The sequence below is a fragment of the Rhodococcus sp. NPDC003318 genome (genome assembly GCF_042879035.1).
Classification (GTDB): domain Bacteria; phylum Actinomycetota; class Actinomycetes; order Mycobacteriales; family Mycobacteriaceae; genus Rhodococcus_G.
Map to the genome: position 1 here is coordinate 226,751 of NZ_JBIAOU010000005.1, position 18,345 is coordinate 245,095.

The window sequence follows — 18,345 nt, forward strand, 5'->3', positions numbered from 1 at the left end:
CGCGCGTGAGTTAGCCCACAGCGCCGGGGGCCGAGCGCCGGGACGAGGCGGCGTGGACGCGTCCGGGACGAGCGAAAGGGCCGGTCCGAGTACATCTCCCGGCCATGCTCCGGACATCCTGGGAACACCCGCTGTCAACTCGACATTTACGCCGTCGTAACGGAGGATTGGGGATCGTGAACGCGGAACTCATCGTTCTTCTCGTCGTGGTCGTCACAGCCCTAGGGTTCGACTTCACCAACGGCTTCCACGACACCGGGAACGCGATGGCAACTTCCATCGCGACCGGGGCTCTCCGACCGAAGGTCGCGGTGGCGCTGTCCGCAACCCTGAACCTGGTCGGCGCGTTCCTCTCCGTCGAAGTCGCCGCCACCGTCGCCAAGGGCGTGGTCAATCTCAGCTCGACCGGCGGCGAGGATCTGCTGCTGATCGTGTTCGCCGGTCTGGTCGGCGGCATCCTCTGGAATCTGCTGACGTGGCTGTTCGGGATTCCGTCGAGTTCCTCGCACGCCCTGTTCGGTGGTCTGATCGGCGCCGCCGTCGCAGGTATCGGCATGAACGGTGTCGAGTGGGGTGGCGTCCTGAGCAAGGTCATCGTGCCCGCGCTGCTGGCCCCGGTCGTCGCCGGCCTCGTCGCGGCCTGCGGCACGTGGCTGATCTACCGAATCACCCACAGCGTCGACGAGGGCACCAAGGAGCGGGGATTCCGGCTCGGGCAGGTCGGGTCGGCGTCACTGGTCTCCCTCGCGCACGGCACCAACGACGCGCAGAAGACGATGGGCGTGATCTTCTTGGCGCTGGTCGCACACGGCACGATCAGCGCCGACGCGCCGATGCCGTTCTGGGTCAAGCTCGGCTGCGCCGTCGCCATCGCGCTCGGCACCTACCTCGGTGGCTGGCGCGTGATCCGCACCCTCGGCAAGGGTCTGGTCGAGATCGCCGCGCCGCAGGGTATGGCCGCGGAGGCGTCGTCGGCCGCGATCATTCTGACGTCCAGCCATCTCGGCCTGCCGCTGTCCACGACGCACGTCGCGACGGGGTCGATCATGGGCACCGGAATCGGCCGTCGCGGCGCCGAGGTGCGCTGGGGAGTCGCGGGCCGGATGGGCGTCGCCTGGCTGATCACGCTGCCGTCCGCGGCGCTCGCGGGCGCGATCTGCTGGGGAATCGCCCATCTGGTCGGTGGTCTCGCCGGTGTGCTGGTGGTGTTCGCGATCCTGCTCGCGCTGGCCGGGCTGATGTACGTGCGGTCGCGTCGTCAGCCGGTCGACCACCGCAACGTCAACGCCGAATGGACCGGACGTCTCGAGCCCGACGCCTCGCCGTCCGAACTGGTCGCGGCCGACGCCACCCTCGCCGAGCTCACCGCGCTGGACGCCGAACTCGTGGAGCAGATCCCCGGCCCGCCCACCCCGAAGCCCGACACGTCGGCACCTGCCGACAACGTGTCGGCCTGACAGACGGAAGACACCGATGGATCTGTTGACCAAGACCGCCGAATCCCTGTGGCAGGTGATCCTGGTCGGACTCGTGCTCGGAGCCGGGCTGCCCGCGCTGTTCGCGTGCGGTTTACGACTGCTCGGATCGGGTATTCCCGACGGGTCCGGCGCCGCGCCGACGGGCCGCGTGGCCGAGCAGGTGAGCACCACTCGCCGGGGGCCGCTCGCCGTCATCGCGGCAGCGGTCTGCTTCGCGATCGTGGTGATCGCGATCGCCACCGGGATCCTGTTCATCATGTCCGATTTCCTCGACCACACGTTCGGGATCCACCTGTTCTAGCGTCGAGAGACCAGGCGTTCGAGAGGCAGTGTGTCTGTGACCCCCACGAAATCGACTTTCCCCCAGTCGGTGCTGGAGTGGTTGCGCGCCGGATACCCGGAAGGCGTGCCACCGAAGGACCGCATCCCGCTGGTGGCCCTGCTGCATCGCAGGCTGACCCCGGAGGAGATCAAGGACGTCGCGGTCGCGCTCACCGATGCCGCCGGCCAGGAAGAGGATGCGACGATCGCCCGCGACCGGATCGGCGATCTGATCGGGGAGGTCACCGACGCCGAGCCGTCCGCCGAGGACATCACGCGGGTCGAGGCGGTCCTCGTCTCCGCCGGTTGGTCGCTCGCCGACCACGCCGGCGTCGCGGACCCCGGCTCCGAGCCGTAGCGCCGACGGTATGCCCGTGAGCCTGACACCGCTTCTCACCTCGATACTCGGCTGGCTTCGGGCCGGGTATCCCAACGGTGTGCCCGAGCAGGACTACGTCCCGCTGATCGCCCTGCTGCGACGCCGCCTCACCGACGAGGAGGTCCTTGCGGTGACCGCCGCCCTCGTCGAGTACCCGACCGACGCCATCGACCGGGTCGACATCGCGGTCCTCATCACGAAGGTCACCGACGAGATGCCGCTCGAATCCGACATCGTGCGGGTTCGGGGACACCTCGAGAGCGCCGGGTGGTCGCTGGCGGACACCGAGACGCCGGACGCCTGAGGTCCGGAGGACGCCGCCGCGGTCCGTGGTGGCAGCATGGGCCGGGTGAGTTCCGTGCTGCAGACCCTGACCGTTGCGACCGGTCCGGCGGTCGCGGACGTACTCCCCGCCCTGCAACGAGCACTGGCCGGTGACGGACCCGCACTGCTGCCGGTGCCGGCCGGCGACGACCGCGAGATCGCCCGGCTCTCCGATGCGCTGCGTCCAGGCGAACCGATCGACGACGAGGTCGCGCTGGTCGTCGCGACCTCGGGCACGACCGGCGTCCCCAAGGGTGCGCAGTTGTCGGCGGCGGCGCTGCGGGCCAGCGGCACCGCCACGCACGACCGCATCGGCGGTCCGGGATCGTGGCTGCTGACGCTGCCCGCGCACCACATCGCGGGCCTGCAGGTCCTCGCCCGCGCCGTGCTCGCGGGCACCGATCCGGTGATCGTCGACATCGGCGTCGGTTTCGACCCCGCCGCGCTGCCGGGCGCCGTCGCCCGGATGTCGGGGCCGCGCCGCTACTCGTCGATGGTGCCGACGCAGCTGATCAAGGCGCTCGACCACCCGGAGGCCACCGCAGCGCTCGCGGACCTCGACGCCGTCCTGCTCGGCGGTGCCGCGACCCCGGCTCCCGTCCTGGCCCGGGCCCGGGCTGCGGGGATCACGGTGGTGCGGACCTACGGGATGAGCGAGACCTGCGGCGGCTGCGTGTACGACGGCGTCGCCCTGAGTGGGGTGCGGGTGCGGGTCGACGCCGATTCGCGGGTGCTGCTCGGCGGCCCGGTGCTGGCGTCCGGGTATCGCGGCCTGCCGGATCATCCGGCGTTCGCCGAGCCCGGCTGGTTCCGCACCGACGACGCCGGCTTCGTCGAGGGCGAGGTGCTGCGGATCCTCGGCCGGCTCGACGAGGCCATCTCCACCGGCGGGCTCACCGTCGTCCCGCAGGTGGTCGAGGCCGCGCTGGTCACCCACCCCGACGTCGCGGAGGTCGCGGTGTTCGCGGTGCCCGACGACCGGCTCGGGCAGCGCGTCGTGGCCGCGGTGGTGCCGGTCGGCGTCACGGCGCCGAGCCTCGAGTCGCTGCGCGAGCACGTGATCCGCACCCTCGACCCCACGGCGGCGCCGCGTGAGCTGCACCTGCTGGACGCCCTGCCGCTGCGCGGCCCCGGCAAGGTGGACCGCCGCGACCTCACCGCCCGCTTCACCCGGTGAAGTGTGGGATTCCTCCCGGATCACGGGAGGAATCCCACACGTTCAGGCGTCGGGCACACATGACGGCGCTGAACCGGTCAGTGCCGCGCGATGGAGCACGGTGGCAACCAGAACGTCGATCAGCCGGTGGTCGGGGTCCGCTGCTCCGACGCAAGGGCGACGCAAGGGGCGTGCAAGCGGGCCGTCGGAGGGTGGGGACCAACACCGGCCGATCCGAAAGGACTCCTCATGAACCTCTCGACTCCCCCCGCCATCGAGGCGGAGGGGCTGGTGAAGCGCTTCGGCGACTTCACCGCGGTCGACGGCGTCAGCCTCACCGTCCCCACCGGCACCGTCTACGGCGTCCTCGGCCCCAACGGGGCGGGCAAGACCACCACCATCCGCATGCTCGCCACCCTGCTGCGCCCCGACGCCGGTCACGCCCGGGTCTTCGGGTACGACGTCGTCGCCGAGCCGACCGCCGTCCGGTCGCTGGTCGGCGTCACCGGCCAGTACGCGTCGGTCGACGAGGACCTTACCGCCACCGAGAACCTGATGATCTTCTCCCGGCTGCTCGGACTGAGCCGCGCGGACGCCCGCCGCAAGACCACCGAACTACTCGAGGAGTTCGCGCTCACCGAGGCCGCGAACAGGGCCCTGAAGAACTTCTCCGGCGGCATGCGCCGACGTCTGGACCTGGCGGCCAGCCTGATCTCCCATCCCCCGCTGCTGTTCCTCGACGAGCCGACCACCGGCCTCGACCCGCGTACCCGCGCGCAGATGTGGGACACCATCCGGCGCCTGGTCGCCGAGGGCTCCACCGTGCTGCTGACGACGCAGTACCTCGACGAGGCCGATCAGCTCGCCGACCGGATCGCCGTCATCGACCGCGGACGGGTGATCGCCGACGGCACCGCCGACGAACTCAAGGCATCCGTCGGGACGTCGTCGCTGCAGCTGACCCTCGTCGACCGCGGCGACCTCGACGCGACCCGGACGCTGCTCGCCGAGGCGCTCGGCACCGAGGTCGCGGTCAGCCCGGAGGCCGCGCGCCTCACCGCGCCGCTGACCGACACCTCGGTCACACCCGAGTTGCTGATCCGGTTGCGTGACAACGGGATCCGGGTAGACGAGATCACCGTCAGCAAGCCCAGCCTCGACGAGGTGTTCCTCACCATCACCGGCCACGGCGCCGACGACAGCACCGACGACACGGACAGGAGCGCGGCATGACCACCGCAGTCGACACCATCACCCGCACCCCCACCGCGCCGGTTCCCGCGGCCCGCTCGATCGGACTGCGCGAGACCCTCACCCAGTCCCTGACGATGGCCTACCGCGGTCTGGTCAAGGTCAAGCACAATCCCGAGCAACTGTTCGACGTGGTGATCCAGCCGGTGATCTTCACGGTGATGTTCACGTACATCTTCGGCGGCGCCATCTCGGGTGACGTCGCGTCGTACCTGCCGATCATCATCCCCGGCATCCTGGTGCAGACCGTCATCACGGCGTCCGTCGTCACCGGCACCCAGCTGCGCGAGGACATGGACAAGGGCGTCTTCGACCGGTTCAAATCCCTTCCCATCGCCCGTATCTCACCCCTTGCCGGGGCACTGCTCTCGGATGTCGTGCGGTACGCGATCGCCACCACGATCACGTTCGTGATGGGCTACGCGATGGGGTACCGCCCCGGCGGCGGCATCGTCGGCGTCGTCGCCGCCGGCCTGCTGGTGATGGTGTGCGCCTTCGCGATCAGCTGGATCTTCGCATTGATGGGCGTGGTGATGAGCAAGGCCTCGACCGTGCAGGGCGTCTCGATGCTCGTACTGTTCCCGCTGACCTTCATGTCCAACGCGTTCGTCCCCGCCCACACCATGCCGGGGTGGATGCAGGCGTTCGTGAACGTCAACCCGGTCTCGCACCTGGTGACCGCGGTCCGCGAGCTGGTGAACGACGGGCACGTCGGCATGCCACTCGTGTGGTCACTGGTCGGCGCCGCCGCAGTCGTCGCGATCTTCGCGCCGATCGCCGTCCGCACCTACATGCGCAAGACCTGACGCGGCTCCGCCGCCCGTGAGTCCTTCCGGTCCCCCAGGGGGCCGGAACTACTCACGGGCGCGCAGCGCCTCCAGGATCAGGGCCCGGGCCCGGCGGCGGGGGATGCCGGCCACCGCAGCGAGCGCGTCCTCGACGCGGGCGTCGCCGAGGGTGCGACGCGCCAGGTCGAGGTGGCGGTCCACCCGCATCGACGGGAAGTCCTGTCGCGGCGACACTCTCGTGGCCAGCGCCAGCAACCGCACGCCGTCGTCGACACCGGTCGCGATGTCGAAGCTGCCGACCGCGCACGCGACGGCGCCGGTCTGCGGATGGTCGCGATGCCCGCCGGGCCCGAGCTGCTCGAGCATCCGTGCGGTGAACCAGTCGACGATCGTCGCGGCCTCGGGGGCTCGCCCGGCGAGGACGTGGGCATCGACAGCGGCCGACAGCACCAGGAGCCCGAACGGATCCGGGTTGTCCTCGACCCCCGGCTCCGGCCACCCGACGAGCCCCAGCGCCGACCGGTACCCGCGCAACCCTGCCTCGACGTCACCGGACGCCAGGTCCACCTCGGCTCGGCTCCCCGCGACGGCGGCCGCGCTCTGCGCCCCGTCACGCCGCCCGGGACCGTCCGGGACCTCGACCAGCGGACCCGCCGACTCCAGTTCGCGGTGTGCCTCGTCCAGACGGCCCAGTCCGACCAGCGCCGCGGCGATGTAGCTGTGCATGGCCGCAGTCTCCTCGAGCACGTGCAGCTCCTGCATCAGCGCGGCGCCCCGCCGGTAGTACCGCACCGCCTCCTCGTACCGCGCGGACTGGGCGGCGAGACTGCCGAGGTGCTGGCACACCATCGACACCGTCCACGACTCCCCGGCCGCCTCGGCCAGTTCGAGCGCGATCCGGGCGTCGACGCCGGAGCCGTAGAGGTCACCACCGTTCTCGCGCAGATTCGCCCGCACGATCAGCGCAGCGCAGCGGGACGCGCGGTCGGGGTGACGGACCGCGACGGCGAGCGTCCGCGGCACACCGCGACCGGTCGCCGGAAGCACCATCAGCGTCGCGCCCGTCGCCATCACCGGATCGAAATCGTTTCGGACCCGGATGATCTCACGAAGCCGGACTCGCGCGAGGGCCAGCGAACGGCTGACGCCGCCGAACGCCAACACTCCGGCGAGGAGGACGTACGTCAGCGCCAGCACGTTGCCCGGGACCGCCCGCGCCGCCGCGCCGCGCGGGTCGATGTCGAGGATCCGCGGCGCCCAGGCGACCACCTCGGAGTGCGTGCCGCGGAACGTCCACAGCACGGCGAGCACCGGGAACAGGGTCAGCGCCACGTCCTCGCGACCGACGCCGTGCGCCTGCCGCAACACGGCGAGCAGGTTGTCGTGCTCGGTGTCTGCCACATGTGTGACCGTGGTCTGGTCGCCGTCGAGGAATCGCCGAACGGCGCCCAGGCAGAACCGCTGCGCCCAGTCGAAGGTCCGCTCCGTCACGGCGGTCTCCTCGTCGGCACCGGCCAGGGCCAGCTGCTCCTCGCCGAACTCGCGGACGGTCTCGAGCATGAGATACCGCAGGCCGACCTGGTCCTCGACCACCGTGAGCATCGACTGGGTGACCAGCCCCTCGACCGCGTCCGCCGCGTCGGCCACCCCGTCCCACTCGGCGACGGCCACGGCCGCGTCGAGGGTGAAGCCGGCCGGGAAGCGGCACAGTCGGCGCAGCGCCGCCCGCTGGTAGGGTTCGAGGAGGTTCCAGCTCCACTCGATGACGGCGTGCAGGGTGCGGTGCCGCTGCGGCGACGTCCGGTCGCCGGACCGCAGCAACGCGAACCGGTCCGTCAGGCGGTCGTTGATCTCCTCGACGCTCATCGTCCGCACCCGCGCGGCGGCAAGTTCGATCGCCAGCGGCAGCCCGTCCAGCGTCCGGCACAGCCGGGCCACCGCCGACGGCTCCAGTCGCACCGAGGGGCGCACCGCCTGCGCCCGCGCCCGGAACAGTTCCGTTGCCGGGGAACCGCTCTCGTCGACGGTCAGCGGCGGCAGCGGATAGACCGCCTCCGCGGTGATCGCCATCGGTGCCCGGCTGGTCGCGAGCACCGTCAGCTGATCGCTCGCCGCGACCAGGTCCGCGACGACCTCCGCGACGTCGTCGACGAGGTGTTCGCAGTTGTCGAGGATCAGCAGCGACGGACGCGCCGACAGCGCCTCCTGCAGCCGGTCGCGGGCGTCGTGGATCCGGGCCCGGGTCAAGGTCGTGCCCGGCGCGAGTTCGACCTCACCGATGCCGAGCGTGCTGCTGATCGCCGCGATCACGTCCGCACCGTTGCGCAGCGACGCCAGTTCGACCAGGGCGACCGGAACCCGTTGGGCGGCGCGCAGTCCCACCTCGTGTGCGATGCGGGTCTTGCCGGTGCCGCCGGGGCCGAGGACGGTGACGACCCGCGTCGTGGCGAGCAGTCGCTCGATCCCGGCCAGGTCGGAGTCCCGCCCCAGCAACACGTTGGGAGCGGCGCGCAGTCCGACCGAGGTCGGACCCGACTGCACGGCAACGGTTTCCGGCCCGTACGTCACGGCGGGCCGGGCAACGGGCAGCGGCGCCGCGGTGAGCACCGCCGCGTTCAGCTCCACCAGCCGCGGTGACGGGTCGGTGCCGAGCCGGTCCGCGAGCCGCTCCCGCAGACCCGCGAAGACCTCGAGCGCCTCGTTGCCGAGCCCCAGCCCGTACAGCACCAGCATCAGCTGGCCGTGCGCCTGCTCGTCGAGCGGGGCCCGCGCGGCCGACGTCCGGGCCAGCGGCAACGCCTGCCGCAACTCCCCCGCCGCCACCAGCGCGGCGATCTCGACCGCGTCCAGCGCGGCCGACCGGGACGACGCGTCCTCGGCGAGCTCCCGGGCCAGGTCACCCGGCGGCAGGTCGGCGGCCGGTTCACCCCGCCACAGGTCACGCGCCCGCCGCACCGTCGCCACCGCCCCGAGGTGATCGCCGTCGGCATGCTGCTGCTGCGCGTGCTGCTCGAGCGCGCGCGCCAACGTCAGGTCCACCTGCGCCCGGGACAGGTCCAGCCGGTAGCCGGCCGGTCCGCTCTCGAGGACGCCGTCGGGCAGCGCCGCCCGCAGCCGGGAGATCTGGGTGTGCAGGGCGTTCATCGGCGACTTCGGCGGCGCGTCACCCCACACGTCCTCGATCAGCGCCTGCGCGCTGCGCATCCGCCCGGGCGTGCGGGCCAGCGCGACGAGCAGGCTGCGGGCGCGCGTCCCCGGCAGCGGGACCAGGTCACCGCCGCGTCGCGTCGCGACCTCGCCGAGCAGCGCGACCTCGACGCCGGGGGACGCGGCCGGGGCGAGGTAGTTCGAATCGGGGTGCACCGGCGACCATGGTAGGCCCCGGGCCCGCACTCGCCGTGCCGCCGGTGGTGGACGGTCCGGCCGCCCGGTGGTGAAAGGATCGGGGCATGGCTTCTGTTTCCGAGTGGATCGAAGGCGCCCGACCGCGCACCCTGCCGAACGCGATCGCCCCGGTGCTCGCCGGGACCGGCGCCGCGGCGTCCCTCGACGGCGCGGTGTGGTGGAAGGCGTTGCTGGCGTTGGTGGTGTCGATGGCCCTGATCGTCGGCGTCAACTTCGCCAACGACTACTCGGACGGCATCCGCGGCACCGACGACGAGCGGGTCGGTCCGGTGCGGCTGGTCGGGTCGAAATTGGCGTCCCCGGCGTCGGTGAAGGCGGCCGCGTTCACCTGCTTCGGGATCGCGGCGGTCGCGGGTGTCGTACTGGCGGTGACGTCGGCGTGGTGGCTGATCGTGGTCGGCGCGCTGTGCATCATCGGCGCCTGGTACTACACCGGCGGGTCGAAGCCGTACGGCTACAGCGGCTTCGGCGAGGTCGCCGTGTTCGTGTTCTTCGGTCTGGTCGCCGTCCTCGGCACGCAGTTCGTGCAGGCCGAACGGGTCGACTGGGTGGGCCTGGTCACGGCCGTCGCGGTCGGGTCGTTCTCGTCGGCGGTGCTGGTGGCGAACAACCTGCGCGACATCCCGACCGACACCGAGTCCGGCAAGATCACGCTCGCCGTGCGGCTCGGCGACGCGGGCACCCGCACCCTGCACCTGGCGCTGCTGACGGTGCCGTTCGTGGTGACGCTGGTGCTCGTCGCGCGGACCCCGTGGGCGCTGCTCGGGCTGCTGGCCCTGCCGCTCGCGGTCAAGGCGAACGGCCCGGTCCGGTCCGGTCAGCAGGGCCTGGCCCTGATCCCGGCCCTGGCCGCCACGGGCGCCGCGATGCTGGTGTGGGGCGCCGCGACCGGACTCGCCCTCGGAATCGGCTGACTCAGCGCTTGGAGTTCGGTACCAGAGCGCTGAGCACGAAGTTGACGAGCGAGATGATCAGGGCGCCCCAGACCGCGGTCCAGAACCCGTCGACGGAGATGCCGAGGCCGGTCGACTCGGTGATCCACGACGTCAGCAGCAGCATCAGCGCGTTGATCACCAGGGTGAACAGGCCGAGCGTCAGGATGAGCAGGGGCAGCGACAGCAGCTGCACGAGCGGTTTGACGAAGGCGTTCACCACGGTGAACACCAGGGCGATGAACAGCACCACGAGGACCTGGTTGACGTCGTCCTTCGTGGCGACGTCGATGCCGTCGACCCATTCGGACGCCAGCCAGATCGCGATCGCGTTGATCACCAGACGCAACAGAAAGCTCATGCGTCCATGCTGGCACACGCGCTACACATGGGGTGTGATCCGTATCGCCACCGCCGCCGACCTGCCGCTGCTGCCCGCGATCGAGGTCGCGGCGGGAAAACCGTTCCGCGCACTGGGGATGACGGCCGTCGCCGACGACGCCCCGCCGACCGTCGCCGACCTCGAGCGGTACCTGCGCGACGCCCGGCTCTGGGTCGCCGTCGACGACGCCGGACGCCCGGTCGGATACGCGTGCGCCGACGTCGTGGACGGCTGCGCGCACCTCGACCAGGTGTCGATCGACCCGCAGTGGTCCGGTCGCCGCATCGGTGCCGCGCTGATCGAGGAGGTGTCGGTGTGGGCGTCCCGCGGTGGCCACCGGTGGCTGACACTGACCACGTTCGCCGAGGTGCCGTGGAACGCGCCCTACTACCGGCGCCTGGGCTTCGAACCGATCCCGGACACCGAGGTCGGCCCCGGACTGCGTGCTGTGCGGGCCCGCGAGGCCGAGCACGGCCTCGACGCGTGGCCCCGCCTCGCGATGCGCCGCGAGTGTTGACGCCGCCGGTGGTGAACACGCTTCCGGCGAACCCGCTCAGGCGGCGCGGTCGAGAAGGACGAGTACCTCGCGCCGCAGGTCCGCGGGCGCGATGTGGGGCGCGATCACCGCGACGACGTCGGGCGCGGCGCCGCGCAGCAGGCCCAGGGCGAGGTGCTCGGCCCGGATCTCGCGGTCCTTGCGCGCCAATGCCTCTCGCAACGCCAGCTCGATCGCCTTCTTGCCCTCCGCGGTGAACGGGATGTGACCGGACCGGCGCGTGAACCATCCCTTCCGCTCATCCTCGTCGCGGGCGTCGAGCGCGTCGGCCCCGAAGTTCGCCTCGATGCTGTCGCGCACGGCGTCCAGGTCGATACCGATGGACCGCAGCGCTTCCGCGTCCTCCTCACCCAGCGGGCGACCGGCCGCGCCGTCTGCGAGTTCGGCCCGGACACCGTCCGCGGTCAGCCCGCTGTCCGCGCACACCCGCCCGAGCGGCGAGTCCGCCTCGACGACAAGCACTCCGAGCAGGACGTGCACCGCTCCGATCCTCGGCGACCTCAGGTCCCGCGCCTCGGTCTGAGCCGCGACGACCGCGGCTCGCGCCGCCGTGGTGAATCGTTCGAACATGGTCAGTTCCGCCCTCTCCGGTTGTGTTTCTGGTGCACGGCCTGCCTGCTGACCTCGAGCGAGTCGGCGATCGCCTGCCAGGACCAGCCCTGGTCGCGGGCGTTCTGGACCTGCACCGCCTCGAGTCGCTCGAGCAGCCGGCGCAGCGCGAGGACGGCTCGCAGCCCCACTTTGGGGTCCGGGCTGCCCGCCGCTGCCGCCAGATTCGTCGCCTCGGTCATGTTGTCAACATTAATTGACAGAACCGCTGTGTCAACCCACCTTGACAACGAGGGTGGGTCTACGGTGGATCGCGGCCCGAACCGACACCGAAGGAGCACCCTCATGGCACTGCCGAAGACAGCCGTATCCGCGCTCGCCGCAGGCGGATTGGTCGGCGGATACGCCGTCGCCCGGCAGACCGGCATCCGCCCGCTCGGCGGCGCCGTCCTCGGTGTCGTCGGGGCCGTGTGCGGGACGAACTGGGCGCGTACGAGCGGACCCGCCCGCACCGCCGCCCTCGTCGCCACCTATGTCGGGGCGTTCGGCGCGTCCCACCCGCTGGCGAAGAAGATCGGCGCCTGGCCGTCCGTCGGCGTCGTGGCCGCGGGCACCGCGGTGGCGTCGCAGCTGATCAGCAAGGGCTGATCGGCACGAGCGGGTCGGCAGGGAAACCGGTCACGCCCCGAACCTCGGCGTGATGTGCGCGACGATCGCGTGAATGGCGCCGTCCGGGATCTCGAAGGTCTCGGTGATCTCCACCGTCAGCAGCTTCACGCCCGCGACCCCGGAGTCGAGCAGGTAGCGGGTGGACACCACGTCGCCGTCCTCGGACATCTCCAGGTCCCGGATGCCCTGGATGACGCGGTACTGCGGGCCGTGCTCGAGGTCGCGGCGCATCTGCTCGCCCGACCAGCCGGTCTTCAGGCCCGCCTCGACGCGGGTGGCGTCGGGCGCGAACCGCACCGCGGACGCGTCGTGCGAGACGAGGGCGTCGATGTAGGCGCGGGCCACCGCCTCACGTTCGGTGTCGACCCGCGCCGGGTCGGCGGACACGGCCGGGCCCGCGGTGGCCTGCCCGGCGCCCAAGGCCACGGTCAGGGCGACCACGGCGGCTCCGACAGCGGACAGGGTGAGGACTCTGCGGCTGCGCATGCCCCGACCCTAGCGAGAACACGTTCCAGGCATGGCCACAACGACGCAGGTGGGTTGTCCGGATTGCCGCGTTCCCGCTGCAGCGGCCGCCGGGGTGCGCGACGATGAGGACGGAGCACCGCGTTCCGGGGTGATCGTTCCGGCCCCGAGGGAACCGACCCACTCGCCACACACCGAACGGACTCCGACATGCGCACCCCACTGACCCGACTCGCCGCCACCGGCGTCCTGGCCGGCACGGCCACCATGGGACTCGTCGTCGCCGTCACCGCGGCCCTCGCGGCGCCCGCGTCCGCGACCCCGTCCCAGGGGGTGACCGCGGACGACCTCGCCGAACTCGAGCTGGCGCCGTCACTGCTGCCCCCGCCGCCAGCGGGCCATCCGCCGCTGCCCGACGAGACCGAGGGCTCCCTGCGCCGCCTCGTCATCGCGCCGGGCGGCAGCACCGGCTGGCACCACCACAACGGCCACGTCCAGGGAATCGTCGTCTCCGGAACCCTGACGCGGGTGCTGGCCGACTGCTCGCGGGTGGTGTCCGGCCCGGGATCGTGGGTCAGCGAGGATCCCGGCAGCGACCACGTCGGACTCAACCTGGGCTCGGACCCCGTCGTGCTGCTGGTCACCTACCTGCTGCCCGACGACGAACCGTTCGCGGAAGACGCCCCCGCGCGCTGCTCCTGAGGGGTCCGCCCGGACCTGAGGTCCACTCGGGGTTCTACGGTCGTGTCACGCCGCCCCGGTATGTCGGAGGCCGGTCGTAGCGTTACACCGATCGACACGAGGGGACTGTTGTGAGCGAGGTTCGACCATGAGCATGGAATCGGTCGCCTGGAACTCGATGTACCGGATGATGACCGCGCAGAACGACCGGCGTCCGTTCTCGATGGCCACGGTCCGGCGCATCCTGGGGTTCGCGACGCCCCACCGCCGCAAGATCGCGCTGTTCCTGGTCGTCAGCGTCGCCAGCGCGGCGCTCGCGGTGGCGACACCCGTTCTCGCCGGCCGGGTGGTCGACGCGATCGTCGAGGGCACCGACGCCGGCGTCGTGGTGTGGTTGGCGGTGACGATCGCGATCATCGCCGTCGTCGAGGCCGCGCTCGGGTTGTACAACCGCTACCTGTCGTCCGGAATCGGCGAGGGCCTGATCCTCGACCTGCGCACCGCGGTGTTCGATCACGTGCAGAAGATGCCGATCGCGTTCTTCACCCGCACCCGCACCGGCGCCCTCGTGAGCCGCCTCAACAACGACGTCATCGGTGCCCAGCGCGCGTTCAGCGACACCCTGTCCGGGGTGGTCGCGAACCTGGTGACGCTGGCGCTCACCCTCGTCGTGATGCTCGGAATCTCCTGGCAGATCACGGTTCTCGCGCTGCTGCTGCTGCCCGTGTTCGTGCTGCCCGCCCGCCGGATCGGCGCGCGAATGGCCGCCCTGCAGCGCGAGGCCGCGAACCACAACGCCGCCATGAGCACCCAGATGACGGAACGCTTCTCCGCCCCCGGTGCGACCCTGGTCAAGCTGTTCGGCCGTCCGCGTGAGGAATCCGCGGAGTTCGAGGTCCGCGCGCACCGCGTCCGGGACATCGGGGTCCGCACCGCGATGACGCAGAGCGCCTTCGTCACGTCGCTGACCCTGGTGTCGGCGCTGGCGCTGGCACTGGTCTACGGGCTCGGCGGCTGGTACGCCCTGCAGGGCACGCTCGAGCCCGGCTCCGTGGTGGCACTGGCCCTGCTGCTGACCCGCCTGTACGCGCCGCTGACCGCGCTCGCGTCCGCGCGGGTCGAGGTGATGAGCGCGCTGGTCAGCTTCGAGCGGGTCTTCGAGGTGCTCGACCTGCCGCCGCTGATCACCGAACCGGAACACCCGCGGCCGGTCCCGGACGGCCCGGTCTCCGTCGAGTTCGACCGCGTGCGGTTCGCGTACCCGTCCGCAGACAAGGTCTCGCTGGCCTCGCTCGAAGAGGTCGCGACACTCGACACCCGCGGCGGCGTCGACGTCCTCCACGAGGTGTCGTTCCGCGCCGAGCCCGGCCGGATGGTCGCCCTCGTCGGCTCGTCCGGCGCCGGCAAATCGACCATCGCGCAGCTCGTTCCGCGGCTGTACGACACCGACGAGGGAGCGGTCCGGCTCGGCGGGGTCGACGTCCGCGACCTGTCCGCCGACTCGATCCGCGCCACCGTCGGCATGGTCACCCAGGACGGCCACCTCTTCCACGACTCGATCCGGGCGAACTTGCTGCTCGCCCGCCCGGAGGCGTCGGAGGACGACCTGTGGGAGGTGATCGGCCGGGCGCGGCTCACCGAACTGATCCGATCGCTGCCCGACGGCCTCGACACCGTGGTCGGCGAGCGCGGCTACCGGCTCTCCGGCGGCGAGCGGCAGCGGCTGACCATCGCGCGACTGCTGCTCGCACACCCGCGAGTGGTGATCCTGGACGAGGCGACCGCCCACCTGGACTCGACGTCGGAGGCGGCGGTGCAGGCGGCGCTCGGTGAGGCGCTGGCCGGGCGGACGTCCGTGGTGATCGCGCACCGGCTGTCGACGATCCGGGCCGCGGACCAGATCCTGGTCGTCGAGGAGGGTCGGGTCGTCGAACGCGGCACGCACACCGAGCTCCTCGCGGCCGGAGGCCGGTACGAGCAGCTCTACCGCACCCAGTTCGCCGACACCGACGACCAGGCCCACGCACACGTCACCTGACGCGTCACGCCGTCCAGCGGCCGGTTCCGGCGAAGGTGTCGAGGATCGCCGCCGGGCCGGCGAGGTCGAGGCCCTGGCCGCGGACCCAGTCGTCGTCGAAGTAGGTGCCCGAGTAGCGTTCGCCGCCGTCGCAGATCAGGGTGACGACGCTGCCCGCGCGTCCGGTGTCGAGCATCTCGGCGAGCACCGAGAACGCACCCCACAGGTTGGTGCCGGTGGACCCGCCGACGCGCCGGCCCAGCGCGGCGCTGGCGTGGCGGGCGGCGGCGATCGACGCGGCGTCGGGAACCGTCACCATCCGGTCCACCACCTGCCCGACGAACGACGGCTCCACCCGCGGCCGGCCGATGCCCTCGATCCGGGACGGCATCGCGGTCCGGTAGTCGGACGAGCCGGTCTCGTAGCCGCCGATGAACGCCGAGTTCTCGGGGTCGACGACCAGCAGCCGGGTGGCGTGCCTGCGGTACCGGACGTAGCGGCCGATGGTCGCGGACGTGCCGCCGGTGCCCGCCCCGACGACCACCCAGTCGGGGATCGGGTGCCGCTCGAGCCGCATCTGGTCGAAGATGCTCTCGGCGATGTTGTTGTTGCCCCGCCAGTCCGTCGCACGCTCGGCGTGCGTGAACTGGTCCATGTAGTGTCCGTCGACCTCCGCGGCGAGCCGCTGGGCCTCGGTGTAGATCTCCGCCGGGCGGTCCACGAAGTGGCAGCGCCCGCCCTGCGCCTCGATCAGCGCGATCTTCGCGGGACTGGTGCTGCGCGGCATCACCGCGACGAACTCCAGGCCGAGCAGTTTCGCGAAGTACGCCTCGCTGACGGCGGTCGACCCCGACGACGCCTCGATGACCGTGGTGTTCTCGGTGACCCAGCCGTTGCAGATCGCGTACAGGAACAGTGACCGCGCCAGCCGGTGCTTGAGGCTGCCGGTGACGTGGGTCGACTCGTCCTTGAGGTAGAGCGTCACGGGCCAGTCCGGCGGCAGCGGATACCGCAGGAGGTGGGTGTCGGCGCTGCGTTGGGTGTCGGCGTCGATCAGCCGGACCGCGGTGTCGACCCAGTCCCGCGGGCCGCTGCGGTCGACGACGGTCGGGGTCACGGGTGGCTACTTGTCGCCGCGCAGCTTCGACCGCAGATCCTCGCGGTCGAGGCGGCGTTGTTCGTCGACCTGGGCGATCCCCTCGTTGACCCGCGTGCGCATGCCCTTGAACAGCACCAGCGAGAGCGGCAACGCGATGAGGACGGCGAAGATGAGGGCGACGAGCAGCGGCACGTCGACGTCGACCAGCATGCTGCCGCCCAGGATCAGGGCGGCGATGACCACGACCAGACCGAGCCGCGCGACGGTGTAGAGGGCCAGATCGCGGGCGAGCTTGCCCTTCGCGTTCGACGGGGTGGAGGCGGGGGTCGAGTCAGTCACCCTCCCAGGTTACCGGCCTGCCCGAACGGCTCACCGACCCGCCGGACTTATCCGATTTGCGAATTACCTCCCCTTTACTGAATTTAGACAGTTCGAGTACCCAGGGGTTCGGATGCCACCATGTGCGCACTGTCCGTCCGACGAGCCTCACGGAGGATTTTCGATGAGCGTCCCCGCGTTCCACGCCACCCAGGAAGCACTGCTGACCCCTGGTCAGGTGGCTGCCCTCTTCCATGTCGACCCCAAGACGGTCACGCGGTGGGCACACGCCGGACGTCTCGGCTCCCTGCGCACCCCGGGCGGCCACCGTCGATTCCGCGAGTCCGAGGTCATGGCCCTCCTGCAGTCGCTGACCACCGAGGCCACCGTCCGCTGACAGCGGTCCCTGTCCGGAGCGTCGCCCCTTCGGGGCCCGTCCCTCCGGGGCTCGATCCTCCGGGGCTCGATCCTCCGGGGCTCAGTCCTCCGGGGGCGGGGCGACACCCTCCCGGTCGTCGCGCTCGGCCCACTCCAGCAGCGGCGCCAGATCGAAGGGCGCGTCGTCGATGCCCGCGTGCAGGTCGCCCAGCTGCGCGAACCGGGCGGGCATCGACGCGAGCGTGAAGTCCGCCGGCTTCGCATCGTCGATCTCGTCCCATCGGATCGGGGCCGACACCCGCGCGTCCGGCACCCCGCGCACCGAGTACGCCGCCGCCATCGTGTGGTCGCGGGCGTTCTGGTTGTAGTCCACGAACAGCGCGGCCGGGTCGCGTTCCCTGCGCCACCACGTCGTCGTCGCGTCGTCGGGTGCGCGCCGCTCGACCTCCCGCGCGAACGCCAACGCCGCCCGCCTCACGTCCGAGAATCCGTGGTCGGGCGGTATCCGCACGTAGATGTGCATTCCGCGGCCCCCCGACGTCTTCGGCCAGCCCACCGCACCGAGCTCGTCGAGGATCTCGTGCGCGACCCCCGCGACCCGGCGCACCCGGTCCCACCCGCAGTCCGGCATCGGGTCGAGGTCGATCCGCCACTCGTCGGGCTTCTCGACGTCCGCGCGCCGCGAGTTCCACGGATGGAACTCGACGGTGGACATCTGCACGGCCCAGATCACCTCGGCGAGTTCGGTGACGCACAGTTCGTCGGCGTCCCGGTTGTATCGGGGGAAGTGCACGCGCACGGTGTGCAGCCAGTCCGGCGCCCCGCGCGGCACCCGCTTCTGGTGCACCTTCTCCCCTGCCGTCCCGTCCGGGAACCGGTGCAGCATGCACGGCCGTTCCCGCAGCGCCCGGACGATGCCGTCGCCGACGGCGAGGTAGTACTCGACGAGATCGAGCTTCGTCGCACCCGTCTCGGGGAAGTACACCCGTTCCGGGTGCGAGACGCGAATCTCCTTGTCGCCGACCTCGACCGAGGTGGCGTCCCGGGAACCGCGGGCGGCAGCCATGGCTCCGACCGTACCGCGAGAGGACGCCGACCGCTGAGTGGGAACTCCGCCCCGAAACCAGCATCTTTCGTGTAATACTGCAACACGTTCTACCTATTCGTGGTGGCCCGGACTCGGGTTCGCCCGACAGA

At 71.4% G+C, this 18,345-nt stretch carries 21 protein-coding genes; 13 read left to right on the top strand and 8 right to left on the bottom strand.

The window, feature by feature from the left end:
* Positions 1-176 precede the first annotated feature (176 nt).
* The 7 genes from ACFYVR_RS11940 to ACFYVR_RS11970 all read left to right on the top strand — a co-directional run bounded on the left by ACFYVR_RS11940 (position 177) and on the right by ACFYVR_RS11970 (position 5,715).
* Positions 177-1,457 (top strand): anion permease, encoded by a 1,281-nt coding sequence (locus ACFYVR_RS11940; RefSeq protein WP_387473025.1) that lies wholly within the window; start codon positions 177-179, stop codon positions 1,455-1,457.
* A gap of 16 nt (positions 1,458-1,473) precedes the next feature.
* Positions 1,474-1,779: a hypothetical protein gene (locus tag ACFYVR_RS11945; protein ID WP_387473027.1), complete on the top strand. Its 306-nt coding sequence runs from the start codon at positions 1,474-1,476 to the stop codon at positions 1,777-1,779.
* A 36-nt stretch (positions 1,780-1,815) separates the two neighbouring features.
* Complete coding sequence (locus tag ACFYVR_RS11950) at positions 1,816-2,157, top strand: DUF3349 domain-containing protein (protein ID WP_387473029.1); 342 nt, start codon at positions 1,816-1,818, stop codon at positions 2,155-2,157.
* Between the two features lie 16 nt (positions 2,158-2,173).
* A complete protein-coding gene (locus ACFYVR_RS11955; protein WP_387473031.1) occupies positions 2,174-2,482 on the top strand; it encodes a DUF3349 domain-containing protein in 309 nt (102 codons plus the stop codon).
* Positions 2,483-2,518: 36 nt separating this feature from the next.
* Positions 2,519-3,679, top strand: a complete 1,161-nt coding sequence (gene menE / locus ACFYVR_RS11960; protein ID WP_387473033.1) for an o-succinylbenzoate--CoA ligase — start codon at positions 2,519-2,521, stop codon at positions 3,677-3,679.
* A gap of 228 nt (positions 3,680-3,907) precedes the next feature.
* Positions 3,908-4,891: an ATP-binding cassette domain-containing protein gene (locus tag ACFYVR_RS11965; protein WP_387473035.1), complete on the top strand. Its 984-nt coding sequence runs from the start codon at positions 3,908-3,910 to the stop codon at positions 4,889-4,891.
* Positions 4,888-5,715, top strand: a complete 828-nt coding sequence (locus ACFYVR_RS11970; protein WP_387473037.1) for an ABC transporter permease — start codon at positions 4,888-4,890, stop codon at positions 5,713-5,715. The genes ACFYVR_RS11965 and ACFYVR_RS11970 overlap by 4 nt, the downstream gene beginning before the upstream one ends.
* Before the next feature lie 48 nt (positions 5,716-5,763).
* On the opposite strand, the gene ACFYVR_RS11975 is transcribed toward ACFYVR_RS11970, so the two are convergent.
* On the bottom strand, positions 5,764-9,060 hold the full coding sequence (locus ACFYVR_RS11975) for a BTAD domain-containing putative transcriptional regulator (protein ID WP_387473039.1): 3,297 nt from the start codon (positions 9,058-9,060) through the stop codon (positions 5,764-5,766).
* 86 nt (positions 9,061-9,146) lie between these two features.
* Between ACFYVR_RS11975 and ACFYVR_RS11980 the strand changes: the two genes are divergently transcribed.
* Positions 9,147-10,016: a 1,4-dihydroxy-2-naphthoate polyprenyltransferase gene (locus ACFYVR_RS11980; RefSeq protein WP_387473041.1), complete on the top strand. Its 870-nt coding sequence runs from the start codon at positions 9,147-9,149 to the stop codon at positions 10,014-10,016.
* A 1-nt stretch (position 10,017) separates the two neighbouring features.
* Here the strand turns inward: ACFYVR_RS11980 and ACFYVR_RS11985 are convergent, their stop codons facing one another.
* Complete coding sequence (locus tag ACFYVR_RS11985) at positions 10,018-10,395, bottom strand: phage holin family protein (RefSeq protein WP_387473043.1); 378 nt, start codon at positions 10,393-10,395, stop codon at positions 10,018-10,020.
* A gap of 34 nt (positions 10,396-10,429) precedes the next feature.
* Here ACFYVR_RS11985 and ACFYVR_RS11990 point away from each other — a divergent pair, with 34 nt between their 5' ends.
* The gene (locus ACFYVR_RS11990) at positions 10,430-10,933 is read left to right on the top strand and encodes a GNAT family N-acetyltransferase (RefSeq protein WP_387473045.1); all 504 of its coding nucleotides are present in this window, start codon (positions 10,430-10,432) and stop codon (positions 10,931-10,933) included.
* A 36-nt stretch (positions 10,934-10,969) separates the two neighbouring features.
* On the opposite strand, the gene ACFYVR_RS11995 is transcribed toward ACFYVR_RS11990, so the two are convergent.
* Together ACFYVR_RS11995 and ACFYVR_RS12000 are read right to left on the bottom strand one after the other, a co-directional pair.
* Positions 10,970-11,542 carry a Clp protease N-terminal domain-containing protein gene (locus ACFYVR_RS11995; protein ID WP_387473047.1) on the bottom strand — a complete coding sequence of 191 codons (573 nt, stop codon included), beginning with the start codon at positions 11,540-11,542 and terminating at the stop codon, positions 10,970-10,972.
* Between the two features lie 2 nt (positions 11,543-11,544).
* Positions 11,545-11,763 (bottom strand): helix-turn-helix domain-containing protein, encoded by a 219-nt coding sequence (locus tag ACFYVR_RS12000; RefSeq protein WP_387473049.1) that lies wholly within the window; start codon positions 11,761-11,763, stop codon positions 11,545-11,547.
* Between the two features lie 103 nt (positions 11,764-11,866).
* On the opposite strand from ACFYVR_RS12000, the gene ACFYVR_RS12005 reads away from it, so the two are divergent.
* On the top strand, positions 11,867-12,169 hold the full coding sequence (locus ACFYVR_RS12005; protein WP_387473051.1) for a hypothetical protein: 303 nt from the start codon (positions 11,867-11,869) through the stop codon (positions 12,167-12,169).
* Positions 12,170-12,199: 30 nt separating this feature from the next.
* Here ACFYVR_RS12005 and ACFYVR_RS12010 read toward each other — a convergent pair whose 3' ends face one another.
* Positions 12,200-12,676 carry a hypothetical protein gene (locus ACFYVR_RS12010; protein WP_387473053.1) on the bottom strand — a complete coding sequence of 159 codons (477 nt, stop codon included), beginning with the start codon at positions 12,674-12,676 and terminating at the stop codon, positions 12,200-12,202.
* Positions 12,677-12,865: 189 nt separating this feature from the next.
* Here ACFYVR_RS12010 and ACFYVR_RS12015 point away from each other — a divergent pair, with 189 nt between their 5' ends.
* Both ACFYVR_RS12015 and ACFYVR_RS12020 read left to right on the top strand, forming a co-directional pair.
* Positions 12,866-13,357 (top strand): cupin domain-containing protein, encoded by a 492-nt coding sequence (locus tag ACFYVR_RS12015; protein ID WP_387473055.1) that lies wholly within the window; start codon positions 12,866-12,868, stop codon positions 13,355-13,357.
* A gap of 127 nt (positions 13,358-13,484) precedes the next feature.
* Positions 13,485-15,374 (top strand): ABC transporter ATP-binding protein, encoded by a 1,890-nt coding sequence (locus ACFYVR_RS12020; protein WP_387473057.1) that lies wholly within the window; start codon positions 13,485-13,487, stop codon positions 15,372-15,374.
* A 4-nt stretch (positions 15,375-15,378) separates the two neighbouring features.
* Here the strand turns inward: ACFYVR_RS12020 and ACFYVR_RS12025 are convergent, their stop codons facing one another.
* Positions 15,379-16,470, bottom strand: coding sequence for a PLP-dependent cysteine synthase family protein (locus ACFYVR_RS12025; protein WP_387473059.1), 1,092 nt, complete (start codon positions 16,468-16,470; stop codon positions 15,379-15,381).
* Positions 16,471-16,476: 6 nt separating this feature from the next.
* Positions 16,477-16,791: a DUF4229 domain-containing protein gene (locus tag ACFYVR_RS12030; RefSeq protein WP_387473061.1), complete on the bottom strand. Its 315-nt coding sequence runs from the start codon at positions 16,789-16,791 to the stop codon at positions 16,477-16,479.
* Between the two features lie 163 nt (positions 16,792-16,954).
* On the opposite strand from ACFYVR_RS12030, the gene ACFYVR_RS12035 reads away from it, so the two are divergent.
* Positions 16,955-17,167 (top strand): BldC family transcriptional regulator, encoded by a 213-nt coding sequence (locus ACFYVR_RS12035; RefSeq protein WP_387473063.1) that lies wholly within the window; start codon positions 16,955-16,957, stop codon positions 17,165-17,167.
* An 81-nt stretch (positions 17,168-17,248) separates the two neighbouring features.
* Here the strand turns inward: ACFYVR_RS12035 and ligD are convergent, their stop codons facing one another.
* Positions 17,249-18,214 (bottom strand): non-homologous end-joining DNA ligase, encoded by a 966-nt coding sequence (gene ligD / locus ACFYVR_RS12040; RefSeq protein WP_387473065.1) that lies wholly within the window; start codon positions 18,212-18,214, stop codon positions 17,249-17,251.
* Positions 18,215-18,345 lie beyond the last annotated feature (131 nt).